This window comes from Humitalea sp. 24SJ18S-53, from assembly GCF_050632385.1.
Taxonomy (GTDB): Bacteria; Pseudomonadota; Alphaproteobacteria; order Acetobacterales; family Acetobacteraceae; genus Humitalea.
In genome coordinates this window covers 4227509-4242058 of sequence record NZ_CP192599.1, presented here as the reverse complement: position 1 = coordinate 4242058, position 14550 = coordinate 4227509, and the positions used below count along the sequence as shown (strand labels likewise).

Annotated in this window: 13 protein-coding genes; 4 read left to right on the top strand and 9 right to left on the bottom strand. The window is 71.0% G+C overall.

The window, feature by feature from the left end:
* Positions 1–81 precede the first annotated feature (81 nt).
* A complete protein-coding gene (locus ACQW02_RS20325; RefSeq protein ID WP_431281732.1) occupies positions 82–849 on the bottom strand; it encodes an SDR family NAD(P)-dependent oxidoreductase in 768 nt (255 codons plus the stop codon).
* 139 nt (positions 850–988) lie between these two features.
* Here ACQW02_RS20325 and ACQW02_RS20320 point away from each other — a divergent pair, with 139 nt between their 5' ends.
* Genes ACQW02_RS20320 through ACQW02_RS20310 form a run of 3 tightly spaced genes read left to right on the top strand, consistent with a single transcriptional unit; the run spans position 989 to position 3426 of the window.
* Positions 989–1885 carry a YicC/YloC family endoribonuclease gene (locus tag ACQW02_RS20320; protein ID WP_431281731.1) on the top strand — a complete coding sequence of 299 codons (897 nt, stop codon included), beginning with the start codon at positions 989–991 and terminating at the stop codon, positions 1883–1885.
* Positions 1882–2505, top strand: coding sequence for a guanylate kinase (gmk, locus tag ACQW02_RS20315; protein ID WP_431281730.1), 624 nt, complete (start codon positions 1882–1884; stop codon positions 2503–2505). The genes ACQW02_RS20320 and gmk overlap by 4 nt, the downstream gene beginning before the upstream one ends.
* 3 nt (positions 2506–2508) lie before the next feature.
* Positions 2509–3426, top strand: a complete 918-nt coding sequence (locus tag ACQW02_RS20310; protein WP_431281729.1) for an AEC family transporter — start codon at positions 2509–2511, stop codon at positions 3424–3426.
* On the opposite strand, the gene rsmA is transcribed toward ACQW02_RS20310, so the two are convergent.
* From rsmA to ACQW02_RS20275, 7 genes are all read right to left on the bottom strand, one after another.
* Complete coding sequence (rsmA, locus tag ACQW02_RS20305) at positions 3416–4216, bottom strand: 16S rRNA (adenine(1518)-N(6)/adenine(1519)-N(6))-dimethyltransferase RsmA (protein WP_431285938.1); 801 nt, start codon at positions 4214–4216, stop codon at positions 3416–3418. The two genes, ACQW02_RS20310 and rsmA, sit on opposite strands and share 11 nt — an antisense overlap.
* Positions 4217–4230: 14 nt before the next feature.
* Positions 4231–5532: a peptidylprolyl isomerase gene (locus ACQW02_RS20300; RefSeq protein WP_431281728.1), complete on the bottom strand. Its 1302-nt coding sequence runs from the start codon at positions 5530–5532 to the stop codon at positions 4231–4233.
* Positions 5533–5615: 83 nt separating this feature from the next.
* Positions 5616–7964, bottom strand: coding sequence for an LPS-assembly protein LptD (locus tag ACQW02_RS20295; protein WP_431281727.1), 2349 nt, complete (start codon positions 7962–7964; stop codon positions 5616–5618).
* Between the two features lie 18 nt (positions 7965–7982).
* On the bottom strand, positions 7983–9107 hold the full coding sequence (lptG, locus tag ACQW02_RS20290; RefSeq protein ID WP_431281726.1) for an LPS export ABC transporter permease LptG: 1125 nt from the start codon (positions 9105–9107) through the stop codon (positions 7983–7985).
* Positions 9108–9117: 10 nt separating this feature from the next.
* The gene (lptF, locus tag ACQW02_RS20285) at positions 9118–10302 is read right to left on the bottom strand and encodes an LPS export ABC transporter permease LptF (protein WP_431281725.1); all 1185 of its coding nucleotides are present in this window, start codon (positions 10300–10302) and stop codon (positions 9118–9120) included.
* A gap of 15 nt (positions 10303–10317) precedes the next feature.
* Entirely contained in the window at positions 10318–11007 is a 690-nt protein-coding gene (locus ACQW02_RS20280) for a trypsin-like peptidase domain-containing protein (protein ID WP_431281724.1), read from the bottom strand.
* Between the two features lie 20 nt (positions 11008–11027).
* Entirely contained in the window at positions 11028–12473 is a 1446-nt protein-coding gene (locus ACQW02_RS20275; RefSeq protein WP_431281723.1) for an FAD-binding oxidoreductase, read from the bottom strand.
* A 103-nt stretch (positions 12474–12576) separates the two neighbouring features.
* On the opposite strand from ACQW02_RS20275, the gene ACQW02_RS20270 reads away from it, so the two are divergent.
* Positions 12577–13749, top strand: coding sequence for a low temperature requirement protein A (locus tag ACQW02_RS20270; RefSeq protein ID WP_431281722.1), 1173 nt, complete (start codon positions 12577–12579; stop codon positions 13747–13749).
* 252 nt (positions 13750–14001) lie between these two features.
* Here the strand turns inward: ACQW02_RS20270 and ACQW02_RS20265 are convergent, their stop codons facing one another.
* Positions 14002–14547 carry a hypothetical protein gene (locus ACQW02_RS20265; protein ID WP_431281721.1) on the bottom strand — a complete coding sequence of 182 codons (546 nt, stop codon included), beginning with the start codon at positions 14545–14547 and terminating at the stop codon, positions 14002–14004.
* Between the last annotated feature and the right edge of the window lie 3 nt (positions 14548–14550).

Here is a 14550-nt window from a genome sequence, read left to right as displayed (position 1 = left end):
GGCGGCCCCTGGTGGGGGAGGTCTGGAGGGGGCGAAGCCCTCTCCACGGCGCAACCGCCCCGTTCTACAGCCGCTCGTTAGCTACCCAGCCTTCCCCTTCGCCGGCGCCCGCCCCAAAATCGCATTCCGCCACCCCGGCGGCAGGGCCCCCACCATCCGGGCCAAGAAATACAACCGGCGCGGATACACCACCCGCAACCGCCCCGCCGCCAACCCGGCCAGGGTCCGCTTCGCCGCCTCGTCCGGCGTCATCAGCCACGGCATGGGAAACGCGTTCTTTTCCGTCATCGGCGTCCGCACATACCCCGGGCAGATCGACGACAGCCGCACCCCGAACTTGCGTTCCGAGGCATCCGTCGCCTCCGCCCAGCGCTGCACCGCGGCCTTGCTCGCGCAATAGGAAGCGGCACCGGGCGCGGCCACGAAACTCGCCAGCGACCCCGTCACCGCGACCCGCCCACGCACCCCATCCGGCCCCGGCGCCTGGTCCCGCATCGCCGCGATGGCCGGCAGCGCCACGTTCAGCACGCCATCGACGTTGGTGGCAAAGATCGCCCGCACCTGCTCGGCGCTTTCCACCCCACCGCCGGATCCGGCACTGATCCCGGCATTGGCGATCATCAAATCGCACCGCCCCATCCCCGCGACCCAGGCGGCGCACGCTGCGGCGTCGGTCACGTCCAGCACCGTGACCCGCACCTCCGCCGCCGCGCAATCACGCGCGACCGCCGCCAGCCGCGTCGCATCCCGCCCCGCCAGATGAAGCACCACCCCCGGCCGCGCCGCCGCACGGGCAATGGCGGCGCCGAGGCCGGAGGAAGCGCCGGTGATCGCAATCGATGTCCACATACCTGCGGGATGCGGGCCGCACCCGCCCCTCGTCAAGATTGACAATTCCGAAATACTAGGCATATTATCCTCCACAAGGAGGCGCCCCCATGCAACCCCCGCGCCTTGCCCTCCCTCCCTTGCCGCGCCAGAACGCGGCATGACCCTCTCCTCCATGACCGGTTTCGCCCGTACCAGCGGCAGCCTGCCCGATGGCACCGTCTTCGTCTGGGAACTCCGCAGCGTGAACGGCCGCGGCCTCGACCTGCGCCTGCGCCTCCCCCCCGGCCAGGAGGGGCTGGAGATCCCCCTGCGCGAGGTCGCGGCAAAACGTTTCTCCCGCGGCAGCATCCAGGCCGCCCTGACCCTGCAACGCCAGGACCGTGCCGCCCGCATCGCGGTCGATCCCGTGGCGCTGGACGCGGTCCTGGCCATCGCGCTGGAATTGTCCGCCCGCATCCCGGGGTCCACGCCACCCCGCGCCGAGGCCCTGCTGGCCCTGCCCGGCGTGCTGCGCGCGCCGCAAAACACCCCCGATGAAGCCGCCGACCTCGCCACCCGCGCCGCCCTCTCCGCCGGCTTCGAAACCGCCCTCGGCCAATTGTCCGAAAGCCGAAAAACCGAGGGAAAAGCTCTGTTTGAGGTCCTCTCGACCCTGCTCGACGAAATCGCCGCCCTGCGCGACCTGGCCGCCCGCGACGCCGCCCTCGCCCCCGCCGCCATCACCGCCCGCCTGCGTGCCAGCCTCGCCGAACTCCTGGCCGACACCACCGCCCGCATGACCGAGGAACGCCTGGCCGTCGAAGTCGCCGCCCTGGCCCAGAAGGCCGATGTGCGGGAGGAATTGGACCGCCTCTCCGCCCATATCGCCGCCGCCCGCGCGCTGCTCGCCTCCGGTGTCCCGGTCGGCCGCAAGCTGGAATTCCTGACCCAGGAATTCGGCCGCGAAGCGAATACCACCGCCGCCAAGTCGCAAAGCCTGGGGCTGACCCGCCTGGCGCTGGACCTCAAGGCCGCGATCGAGCGGCTGCGCGAACAATCGGCCAACGTCGAATGATCCGGCGCGGAGTGTGCCTCGTGCTGGCGGCCCCCTCGGGCACCGGCAAGTCCAGCGTCAGCCGGGCGCTGTTGCAGACCGAACCGGCGCTGTCGCTGTCCATCTCGGCCACCACCCGCGCCGCCCGGCCGGGGGAAATCGACGGCGACCACTACTACTTCCGCAGCCGCGAAAAATTCGCCGCCATGGTGGCGGAGGGAAAAATGCTGGAACACGCGGAGGTCTTCGGCCGCCACTACGGCACCCCCCGCGCCCCGGTGGAACAGGCCCTGGCCGAGGGGCGGGACGTGCTCTTCGACATCGACTGGCAGGGCCACCTGCAACTGCGCGCCGCCCTGCCGGGCGATGTGGTCGGCGTCTTCCTGCTGCCGCCCAGCCTGGCCGAGCTGCGCCGCCGCCTGGTCGCCCGCGGCCAGGACAGCGCGGAGGAAATCGACCGCCGCATGGCCGCCTCCCGCGCCGAGATCGCCCATTGGGCCGATTTCGACCACCTGCTGCTGAACCAGGATTTCGCCGCCACGGTGGAAAGCGTCCGCTGCGTGCTGCACGCCGCCCGCGCCGCCCGGCACCGGCAGACGGGTCTCGCCGCCCACGCCGCCGCCCTGCTGGCCGAGGACTAGGCCATGCGCACGGTGCTGGAAGTGGTCGCCCCGGTCTTCCTGCTGATCGGCGCCGGCTATTTTTCCGCCCTGCGCAATGTGCTGAACGCCGACCAGTTCCGGGGCCTGGGCTGGTTCACCTTCAGCCTCGCCGCCCCGGCGCTGCTCTTCGCCGGCGGCACCGCCGGGCATGGCGGCGGGGGCGGGGCGGCGCTGGCCTTCTTCCTGGGGTCGGGGGTGCTCTATGTCGCCGCCCTCTGGGGCGCCAAGCGGCGGATGTCCTTGAGCAACGCTGGCACCTTCGCCCTCAACGTCAGCTTCGGCAATTCGGTGATGATGGGCATCCCCCTGATCGCCGCGGCCTATGGCCAGGCGGGGCTGGCGGTGATGCTGACCATCTTGGCGCTGCATTCGATGGTGATGCTGGGCACCGCGACGGTGGTGGCGGAAATCGGCCAGAACGCCGGCGCCGCCTGGCCAAAAGTGCTGCGTGCCACGGTCGCGGGCGTGGTGCGCAACCCGATCGTGATGGCGGTGCTGGCGGCGCTGATCTGGTCGCAGACCGGCGTGCCCCTGCCGGGTTTTTTCCGCCGCACCCTGGAACTTTTGGGGCAGGCGGCGCCGCCGGTCGCGCTCTTCTGCCTGGGCGGATCGCTACTCGGTTTTTCCGTGCGGGGCGCGGTGCCGGAACTCGCCACGACCGTGCTGCTGAAGCTGCTGGCCCAGCCGGCGCTGGTCTGGCTCGCCTGCCTCTGGCTGGACCTCGGGTCGCTGGAGACGGCGGTGGCGGTCACGGCGGCCGCCATGCCGACCGGCGCCAACGCCTTCCTGATGGCCCAGCGCTACGCGGTGGGGCAGGACCGCAGCGGGGCGGCGGTGCTGGTGGGCACGGCGCTCAGCGTGCTGACCCTGGGCGCCCTGGTCGGGTGGTTCAGGGGGTGACGCGGCGCAGCACGCCCAGCGCCAGCCGCTCGAATTCCTCGACCGTCAGCGTCTCGGCCCGCCGCGACCCGTCGATGCCAGCGCCGGCCAACAACCCCTCGGCATCGCCCAGGCTTTTGAGCGACCCACGCAGCATTTTCCGGCGCTGGCCAAAGGCCGCGGCGGTGGTGCGTTCCAGCGCCCGGAACAGGGCGGGGTCCGGCGCCTCCGGCTTGGGGTCCAGCACCACCACGGCCGACCAGACCTTGGGCGGCGGGCGGAAGGCGCCAGGGGGCAGGGACATCACCAACTGCACCCGGCACCGCCACTGCGCCAGCACCGACAGCCGCCCGTATGCGGAGGTATCGGGGGCCGCGGCGATGCGCTCGGCGACCTCCTGCTGGAACATCAGGGTCAGCCGCTCGAAGGCCGCGGCATCGCGCAGCCAGCCGACCAGCAAGGGGGTCGCGACATTGTACGGCAGGTTGGCGATGATATGGCGCGGGGCCGGAACCAGGGTGGCGAGATCGAGGCCCAGCGCATCGCCCTCGATCACCCGCAGCCGCCCGGCCGAGGCTTCGGCCAGCGGCGCCAGCAGCGCCACGGCACGACTGTCGAACTCGACCGCCACGACTGAGGCGGCAGGGGTCGCGAGCAAGGCCCGCGTCAGCCCGCCGGGGCCGGGGCCGACCTCGATCACATGGCGCCCCGCCAGGTCGCCGGCCTGGGCCGCGATACGCCGGCAGATCGCCTCATCCAGCAGGAAGTGCTGGCCGAGGGATTTGCGCGGCGCCAGCGACGCCGCGGCCATGGCTGTGGCTTCGGTCACCCCCGGCCGGCCGGGGTGGCGGCGGCGGGCTCGGGCACCGCGCGGATCTCGATCTGCGCCCGGCGCCGCGCCTCACGCAACTGCTGGCGGGAGATGTTTTCCAACCGGTCGCGGGTGATCAACTGGCGGGCGACGTCGGGCGTGACCTCAGCCATGTTGCGGGTCTGGCGTTCGCAGACGGCGATGACCAGCACGCCATCGGGGGTGATCAGCGGCTGGCTGACCCGGCCCGGCGCCAGGCCCGACAGGATGGTGCGCAGCGGCGGCGGCAGGTTTTCCATCGCCACCGGGCCCGGGTCGGCCGGGCGCGGGCTGCCACGGGCCGCGACCTCGACCGCCGGGCAGCCGCCGGTGATGCGCCCGGCGCGTTCCACCGTGTCGCGCTGCTGCTGGGTCGGGTTGGCGGGGTCCAGCGTGCCCTGGAACGGCAGGAAGGCCTGGCGGATCGACAGCACGGTGGCGTTCTGCACCCCCGTCTCCCGCCGCTGCCGCAGCGCCAGGATCTGGAAGCCGCCGGGCACGCGGATGGCGTTGGAGATCGCGCCAACCGGCATGCGCTGCGCCAGCGCGGCTGCGTCGGGGTCCAACTGGTCGGCATTGACCCAGCCCATGTCGCCGCCGGCCAGGGCGGTCTGGCTCTGGCTGAACTGGGTCGCCGCGATCGGGAAGGGCACGCCGGAGCGCAACTGAGCGATCACGTCCTCGGCGAAGCGGCGCACTTCCGGCTCCCGCGTCGGGTCGTCCAGCGGGATGAAGATCTCGCTGACCAGGAATTCCGGCTGCCCGGTGCGGGCGTTGCGGGCGGCGATGAATTCGTTGACCTCGGTCTCGCCCGGGGTGGCCTGCTGGCCCAGCAGCGCGCGCAGCAGCCGCGACCAGCCGATCTGCACGCGGATCTGTTCGAACAGGGTGCGGGGTTCGACGCCGGCGCCGCGCAACTGGCGCACCAGCCCCCCGGGGGGCACGTTGTTGCGGCGTTCGATATCGGTGATGGATTCCGCAACATCGCCGTCGGTCACCGGCACGCGGCGGCGCGCCACTTCCTGCGCACGCAGCCGTTCATCGACCAGCAGCCGCAGGATCGGCGCGCTCAGCCGTTCGGTGAAACCCGCCCCGGCACCGGCCGCGCCGCTGTTCAGCGCGAAGAGCCGCGCGCGCGACGTGACATCGGCCTGGGTCACCACATCGCCGTTCACCACGGCCAGGATGCGATTGGTCTGCGCCGATGCCGGGCTGGTGGACAGCGGGGCGGTGCCGAGCAGACCGGCCGTCAGGAGCAGAAGCGAGGCAAGACGCATGGGGAGTTTCCGGAACGTTGCGGGCGCAGTGACGGGGGGGCGATCCTGCCCGCGACCCCGCTCTGGCACCATGGTTTGGCCCATCACAGGGCGCGGAGGTAGTAGTCGCCGACCGTCTTCAGCCCAATGCGGAACAGCAACACCTGGTCGCCCGGCTGCGCGGCCCCGGTCGAATTGGTGACCGCATAGGACCGAACGTAGCGTGCGTCGAGAATCAGGCACTCATCCTCATAGGTCAGGGCGGCGCCGATCGACACCGGCTCGTTGAGTTGCACGTCGTAGCGTCCGAACACGCTGCTGCGCCAGTTTTCATTGACGCGCCCGCTGACACCGGCCTGCACCTCCCGCCGGGTCTGGACCGGGGTGATGTACTGGTTCGGCGGCGTGAACAGGTAGCCGCCATAGACCGCGGCCGGGCCCAGCCCGACGCTGGCCGTCAGCTCGCTGTACACGCCTTCCAGCGTGTCCTTGTCCAGCCGCGTGCGGGCGACGAGGTCGAGCCAGGGCACCGGCTGCGCCCGGATCCGGCCGACCCAGTCCGACGAACGGCCCGCCAGGCCGGAATACTCCGGGAAGGCGGGGTTGTTCTGCGCGCTGAAGCTGCGCCCGCCCAGCGCCTCCAGCATGCCGCCATTGGGGAAGTACCAGGCCCCGCGCAGGGCCGCGTCCACCCGGCTGCCGCCTTCCTGGCGGTCGCGCCCGATGAAGCGGTTCAGCGCGAACAGGTTGCTGTCGGTGAATTCGAAATTCAGGCTGTCTTCGTTGGCGATGTTGATCTGCGATCCGGTCTGCGGGCCGGTCACCATCTGCACCCGCGGTTCGATCACCTGCCGGCCGTATTCCCCGGCCGAACGCACCATCGGCAGGCGCCAGTCGATGGCCGCGCGCACATTGCCCGTCGCCTCGGAGGCATTGTTCAGCCCGACCACATTGTTCGGCGGCTCGTCCAGCTTCTCGGCCCAGTGTCCCAACCCGTCGCCGCGCACGCGGAACATGATCTGGTCGCCAAAAATGCCCTGGCGCGGCAGGTCGTAGGAGACCCGGCTGGCCAGCCGGCGGCTGCTGGTGCCGACGTCGCGCATCACCGCATAGCCGCCCAGGTCGTAGGACAGCCGGCCCCCCATGCTGTCGGCCGCCAGGACCTGTTCGTAATAGACATTCGGCAGCACCGAAGGGATCTGCGCGATGTCGTCGGTGGTGCGCAGCCCCTGGTAGGCGCGGGCATCGACCCGTGCATAGGCCTCGGTGCCCCAGAACCCCTCGGTGAAGGCCGTTGTCGGCAGGACGCGGCGGCTGCCGTAGCGGAAGGTCTGCAGATACTCGTCCGACGTCGCCCGGTTCAGGTCGAAGCCGTAGCGCCAGGTCTCGTTCAGCGCGAAGCGCCCGCGGGAGAAGATGTGCCCGGCGAAGCCCGTCTCCCCGTCGCTGTCATTGCCGTTGAAGTAGCCCAGGCTACCGCTGCCCTCGATGTAGCCGTTGTTGAACCGCCGACGGTATTCCAGCCCGAGGTTCGGGTCCTGGTCGGCCGAGATCAGCGGCGAGATGGTGAGGTCCGAGGCCCCGTCGATGGCCCAGTAATACGGCGTCTCGATGAAGGGCCCGAGGAACTTCGACGTCCCGACGCTGGGTGACAGAAAGCCGCTCTGCCGCGGGATCGACGGGTCGGGGACCGAGAGGTAGGGCGTATAGGCGATCGGCCAGCCGGCCACCTGCAAGGTCGCATCGGTGAAGCGGATGCGCATGTCGTTCAGGTCGCGGGTCGCCGTCCGGGCACGGACCTGCCAGGCCGGCGGTGCCTCGGGATTGTCCACGCAGAGGTCGCAGGGCGAATAGATGATGCGGGCCATGTCCAGGATCTGGCCATTGCCGCTGCGCCGGGCGCCATTGGCGACCATGCGGCCGTTCTGCAGCATGTAGGCGCGCATGCCCTCGACCACGCCGTCGCGCATGCCGGCCTGCAATTCCACCCGGTCGGCGAAGAGCACCTGGCCGTCGGCCTCCAGCAACTGGATGTTGCCCTCGGCGGTCGCGACCCCGGTGTTGCGGTTGTAGGTGAAGCGGTCGGCGCGAAGGATGCGCTCGCCCTGCCAGGCCTCGACCGAGCCGGCGGCGCTGACGATGTTGTTTTCCTGGTCGTATTCCACGGTGTCGGCCGTGAAGGTGACCGGCGCGTTGCGATCCAGCTGGCCGGCGCCGGGCGGGGCCGAGGCCGGCCGGCCGGCGTCGGTGCCCGGCACGCCGGCGCCGCGGCCGCGCCCCGGGTCGGCGCTGGAATCGAAACGCCCCGGCACCAACCCCTCCATGCCCGGGGGAAGCCCGGACTGGGCCAGGGCATGGCCGCCCGGCGCCAGCAGCAGCGCCAGCAGCGACGCCCCGGCCAGCGGGCGCGGCCAGGCCGCGCGGCCGCGGGCGATGTGGGGGTTTGGTGGCATCCGGCTCATCCCAGGGATCTAACCATCTTCCAAATGCAGGAGCAGCGCCAAGGCCAGCATCAACCCCGCCACGGCCGGGGCCCAGGCCGCCAGCACGACCGGCAGGGTGCCGGCCTCACCAAACTCGCCGGACACGCGGTCCAGCACGAACAGGGCAAAACCGGCCGCGACCCCGGCGCCGATCATCTGCGCGACGCCGCCGCGCCGCGCCTGGCGCATCGAGAACCCGGCGGCCAGCAGCGCCATGGCCGCCGCCAGCACCGGCAGCGACAGCAGCGACTGGTATTGCAGCCGGTGCCGCACCGCCGAGAAGCCGGCCTGTTCAAGCACCGTGATGAACCCCGGCAGCGCCCAGAAGGACAGCGTGTCGGGGGTGGCGAAACTGTCCTCGATGCGGTCGGGGGTCAGTTCGGTCGGCAATTCCACGCGCGGCCGCGGCGTTACCGAGCGGTCCGCGCCAAAGACCTGGGCATCGGCCAGCACCCAGCGGCCGGGCATCAGCCGTGCCTCCGGGGCCTCGATCCGTTCCAGTGGCTTGTCGTCCGACGACAGGCGCCAGACCGTCACGTCGGTCAGCCGGAACACCGCGGCGCTTTGCGTGTCGCGCCCGGCGACCGGGCGGCCGGACAGGATGGCGACGCCGCGCGGTTCGAAGTCCCGGTCCGCCTGGCGCAGCCACAGCCGCCCCGCGGCCAGGGCCGACACGCCGCCGGCATTGCGCAGATAGGCGTTGTCCAGCCGTTCCGCCCGCGCCAGCAGGACCGACGACACCGGCGACAGCGCGGCGGTGCCGAAGGCGCCCAGCCCGATCGCGACCAGCAAGGGCCCCAGCAGGAAGCCCCAGGCCGAGACGCCGGCGGCCCGCGCCACGATCAGTTCCGACGACCGGGTCAGCCGCCAGAAGGCCGTCATGCCGCCCAGCAACACGGCGAAGGGCATGATCTGCAGCGCCACGAACGGCAGCCGCAGCGACGCGATGGTCGCCACCAGCCCGAAGCCGACATCCGCGCGGGTCGCCGCCCGGCGCAGCAATTCGATGAAGTCGAACAGCGCGACCAGCCCGGTCAGCGCCGTCAACATGCCAAGCGTGGCAAGCCCGAAGCGCCGCGCGACATAGGTCCCCAAGGTGAAGGCGATGCTCATCGGGCGCGCATCATGCGGGCAATCCGCTGGCGGCATCGGTCGCGGATTCCGGCGGGGCGGGCATCGGGCGCGGCCAGCCCGGCGCGCCGGAGATCACCCAGCCCGCGATCACCCCCGGCCCGATCGCATGCAGCCATATCAACGGAATCCACAAATTGTCGCGCGCCGCCAGGTTGCCGATGGCAAGCCCGATGGCCAGCAAGGTGACGACCGAGATCACCCCGATCGCGATGGTCGCCCCACCGCCATGGCGGCGAAACGCGCCGCCCAGGGCCGCGGCCAGCCCGACCATGGCAAAGGACAGCGCGGTCAGCGGGTTGGACAGGCGCTGGTGTGCCTCGGCCCGGAACTTGGTCACGTCGCGCGGCGGCAGGTTCTCGGCCGGGTCCGGGTTCAGCAATTCGCCGATGAAGCGTTCGCGGCTGTCGCGCCTGCGGTCTTCCTCGTTCGCGCGCTGGCGGGACAGGTCCAGGCTGTTCTCGGCAAAGGTCAGGCTGCCGAGGCGATAGCCCTGCGGCGTGCCGGGCGGGCTGCCCGGGGGCGGTGCGGTGCGTTCGATCTGCTGGCGGATGCCGTTGTAGAGGGTGACGCGCGGCCCCTGCGGCGTGGTGGTGATGCGCCCGGCCTCGGCCAGGATGGTCACCGGGGCGCCGGCGTCGCGGCCGTCGTGGATCAGCAAGCCCCGCAGGATGCCTTCCTGGTCGCGGCTGCGGGCATAGACCGTCAGGTCGTTGCCGATGTTGGAGAAAACGCCTTCCTGCAACAGGATGGCAGCCAGTTGGTTCCGGATTTCGAACTGCCATTCGCGGAAGGCGGTGTGGCTGATCGGCACCAGCCACAATTGCAGGAACATGCAAAGCACGGCCGACAGCGTGGCGGCCGCGATCGCCGGCCGCGCCAGCCGCCAGTCGGACATGCCGGTGCCGCGCATCACCACCAATTCGCGGTCGCTGGCCAGGCGGACATAGGTGAACAGCGCCACCACGAAGGTCGTGATCGGCAGGATCACCGAGAAGAAATTGGGCAAAAGCAAGGATGTGAGCTGGATGAACACCAGCATCGACAGCCCGCGGTCCAGCACCAGTTCGATGAAGCGCAAGGATTGCGTCAGCCAGACCAGCGCCGCCAGGCCAAGCGTGACCGCCACCAGGCTGATCCCCAGTTGTCGGAAGATATAGAGGTCCACGCGGCTCATGCCCGGAGGCTTCTATCAGCGCGGCGGCGCGGGGGCGACTCTCGGTGCCTCGATCGGGGCTGGTAAGGCCAGGAACGCCCGCAACGCCTGGGTCAGCACGATTCGGGTGCGGTCGGGCCGGGCCACGTCGCGGTTGGCCACGACCCCGACCAGGCAGCCCTGTTCGGCATCAAAAACCCCGGCGCCGGATTCGCCCGGTTCCAGCCGGATGGCGATTTCGGTGTAGCCGCCGTGGATGGGCGTTTCCTCCCGCATCTGGCCGATCACGCGGGCGGGCACGATGCGCCGGGGGGTCGCGACCACGACGGCCTGGCCTGGGGTGGCATCGAAGCCGCAGGGCGATGCGCCCGGGCCGTCGGGCGTGCGGGCCTGCAACAGCGCCAGGTCCAGCCCGCCCTGGTAGCGCAGGCCGACATCCGGCGCGACATGGCCCAGGCCGATGCGCTGCACCCCGGCCGGCTGCGCCCTGCCGGCAAAGACCACCAGCGGCGCGGCGTTGGAGGGCGCGCAGCCGCGCAGCCGCGCCGGCACCCCATCGACGACATGGGACGCGGTGACGAATCGGCCCTGGCCGAGGTAGGTGGCGGCCCCCAGCGCCTCGCATGGGGGCTGGCCGTGGCGGATCAGCGCCAGGTTCTGCGTGGCCATCGCGGTGCCGGGCGATGCGGTCACGCCGGGCGCGCAGGCACCCAGCGCCAGCAGCAACAGCGCCGCGCGGGGTGCGGTCAGCCCGGCAGGACCTTGCCCGGGTTCATCAGCCCCTGCGGGTCCAGCGCCGCCTTGATCCGGCGCATCGCATCCAGTTCGGCGCCGCCGCGCCAGGAGTCCATCATGTCGGTCTTCAGCCGCCCGATGCCGTGTTCGGCGCTGAACGAACCCTCCAGGTCGCGCACGACCTCGTTCACCGTGTCCATGATGTCATGGCCGCGGGCCAGGAAGGCGGCCGGGTCCATGCCCTCGGGCTGTTCCAGGTTCATGTGGATATTGCCGTCGCCCATATGGCCGAAGGGGACCGGGCGGCTGCCGGGGATCAGCGCGCGCAGGGCGTCGGACGACCGGCGGATCAGTTCCGGCACCTTGCTGACCGGGACGGAGACGTCGCTCTTGACGCTGGCGCCCTCGCGCTTCTGGGCCTCGGGGTGTTCCTCGCGCAGACGCCAGATGGCCTGGGCCTGGGCTTCGGACTGGGCGATGGCGGCGTCAACGACCTCGCCGGCCTCCAAGGCGGCTTCCAGCACCGCTTCCAGCAGGCCTTGCAGATCGGCATCGGGGCGGGAGGAGGCGAGGTCGATCAGGCAATAATGGTCCGCCCGCTCGGCGACCGGCAGGCTGGCACCGTCGATCTGGCGCAGCACGATGTCGATGCCCGTGCCGGACATGTATTCGAAGGCGCGGACAGCCGTGTCGTCGCGGTCGCGGAAGCGGCGGAACAGGGACAGGGCCGCGTCCTCCGACGCCACGGCCGCGAGGGCGACGCATTGCACCCGGGCGCGGGGGAAGAGCCGCAGGGTGGCGGCGGTGATGATGCCGAGCGTGCCCTCGGCGCCGACGAACAGGTGTTTCAGCGCATAGCCGGTATTGTCCTTGCGCAGGCGGCGCAGGCCGGAAAACACCTGGCCATCGGGCAGCACGGCCTCGATCCCCAGCATCAACTCGCGGGCATTGCCGTAGCGCACGGTGGTATTGCCGCCGGCATTGGTGGCCAGCACGCCGCCGATGGTGGCCGAGCCCTCCGCGCCCAGGGACAGCGGGAACAGCGCGCCCGCGGCGGCGGCGGCGTCTTGCGCGGATTTCAGGATGACGCCGGCTTCGGCCGTCATGGTCATGTCGATCGGGTCCAGGTCGCGGATGCGGTTCATCCGGGTCAGCGACAGGATGACCTGGCGGCCGCTTTCATCCGGCGCGCCGCCGCCGACCATGCTGGTATTGCCGCCCTGCGGCACCATCGGCACCCCGGCGCGGGCCAGCAGCCGCACCACGGCCGAGAGTTCGTTGGTATTCGCCGGCCGCAGCAGGCAGGGCGTCGCCCCCTGGTAAAGCCCGCGCCAGTCGGTGGTCCAGGGCGCCAGGTCCGCGGGGTCGGTGATGACGCCCTTGGGGCCGAGCACGGCGGTCAGCGCCCCCAGCAGGCCGGGGGGGAGGGAGACGGGCAGGGGGGAGGTATCGGGCATGGTGGCCGCATCTTCTCCGTGGGCATCGCGCGGTCAACCGTCGGGTGGTTCCCAAATTCGCGGACGGCCGCCTATCGTCGCGGAGGACCGGCAGGGGACAGGCATGCAGACCACGCGATCGGATGGGCTGCTGCGCCCGCACGCGACACATGGGCACCACCGGGTCACCTATGTCGAGTTGTTCTTTGACCTGATCTTCGTCTTCGCCATCACCGAATTGTCGCATGCGCTGCTGCATCACCCCTCGCCCGGCGGGGTGTTGCAGGGGGCGATGCTTCTGCTCGGGGTCTGGTGGGTCTGGGTGAACACATCCTGGGCGACGAACTGGCTGGATCCGGAGCGGGTGCCGGTGCGGCTGATGCTGTTTGCCATGATGGCGGTGGGGCTGCTGATGGCGACCGCCATCCCAAAAGCCTTCGATACCCGGGGCCTGGCCTTCGCCGGGGCCTTCGTGCTGCTGCAACTGGGCCGCACCGTCTTCGTGCTGGCGGCGATCCCGGCCGGCGACCGGGCGTTGCGGCGCAACTTCCAGCGCATTCTCTGCTGGTTCACGCTGGCGGCGCCGTTCTGGATCGCGGGCGGGATCATGGAGGGCACCGCCCGGCCGTTGCTCTGGGGGGTGGCGCTGGCGATCGAATACGCCTCGCCGGCGATGCGGTTCTGGGTGCCGGGGCTGGGCGCCTCCTCGGTCGATGACTGGTCGGTCGAGGGCGGGCACATGGCCGAGCGCTGTGGGTTGTTCATCATCATAGCACTCGGCGAATCGGTGCTGATCACCGGGGCGACGTTTGCCGACGCGGCCTGGACCTGGGGCAGCGGCGCCGGGCTGGCGGCGGCCTTCGCCGGCAGCATCGCGATGTGGTGGATCTATTTCGACACCGGGGCCGAGGCCGGCGTCGCGCGCATCACCGGGGCCGATGCGCCGGGGCGGGTGGCGCGGCTGGCCTATACGTACCTGCACCTGCCCATCGTGGCCGGCATCATCCTGACCGCGGCCGGGGACGAGTTGGTGCTGGCGCATCCGGGCGGCGACACCGGCGCCTTCGGCATGCTGACGATGATCGGCGGGCCGCTGCTGTTCCTGACGGGGGTGATCCTGTTCAAGGCCAGCATCCGGGGCTGGTTCCAGGTGTCGCACATGGTCGGCATGGTGGCGCTGCTGGCGCTGGGCCTGGCCACGCCATGGCTGGCGCCGCTGGCGGTCAGCATGGCGGTCACGGGCATCCTGGTCGTCGTGGCGATGTGGGAAACATGGTCGCTCGGCGCGGCTGAATAGTATTGGGTGGGTTGCGCTTTGAAAGGGGCTTTGCCCCTCTTAAACTCTCCCCACCAAGGGGCAGTGGCCCCTTGGAACCCACGCTGTTGGTAAAATAAAGAGAGGGGCGTCATTGGATCACCTTTGATCGATGGCGCGCCATGCCCCTCTCTTTATTTTACCAATACATCGCGCCGGTCCAGGGGCGGCGGCCCCTGGGTGGGGGAGGCGTGGAGGGGGCGAACAGCCCCTTCCACGGCGCAACCTCGCAAATCACGGCAGCAGCGCCACCACGTCCAGGATCGTCTGCTGCGCGTTGACGGGTTCGCGGCAGGCGGCCTGCAAGCCGTTGCCGACGCGGTCCATGCCATTGGCCGCCAGGCGGCCTTCGGGCGCCAGCAGCCCGGCGATGAAGGGCACGATCTGGTTCGCCTCCCGCCGCCAGACCGGACCCAGGGTGGCGCAGGTCATCCGGGCGATGTCGCGGTCGCTCTCGGCGGCCTGGGCGGAGGGTTGCAGCAGCGCGATCATCGCCACGGGGCGGGTCGGGTCATTGGCGCAGCCCTGGCGCAGCCCGGTGCCGAACTGGGCCAGTTCCGCGTCGGACGGCAGCCGGGCATGGCCCGCGCGGGCGGCCACCACCCCGGCCATGGCGGGTACCAGGCGGCGCGTCGGGATCGGCGGCTCCTCGGCCATCGCCTGGGCGCAGGTCAGGGTGCTGAGGTCCAGCGCCTGGGGTTGTGCCGCGGCCTGGCCGCCCGCAAGCAGCAGAAAAGCCGGGGCCAGCAGTCCCGTGAACGCCAAAATCGATCGCCGCATGGC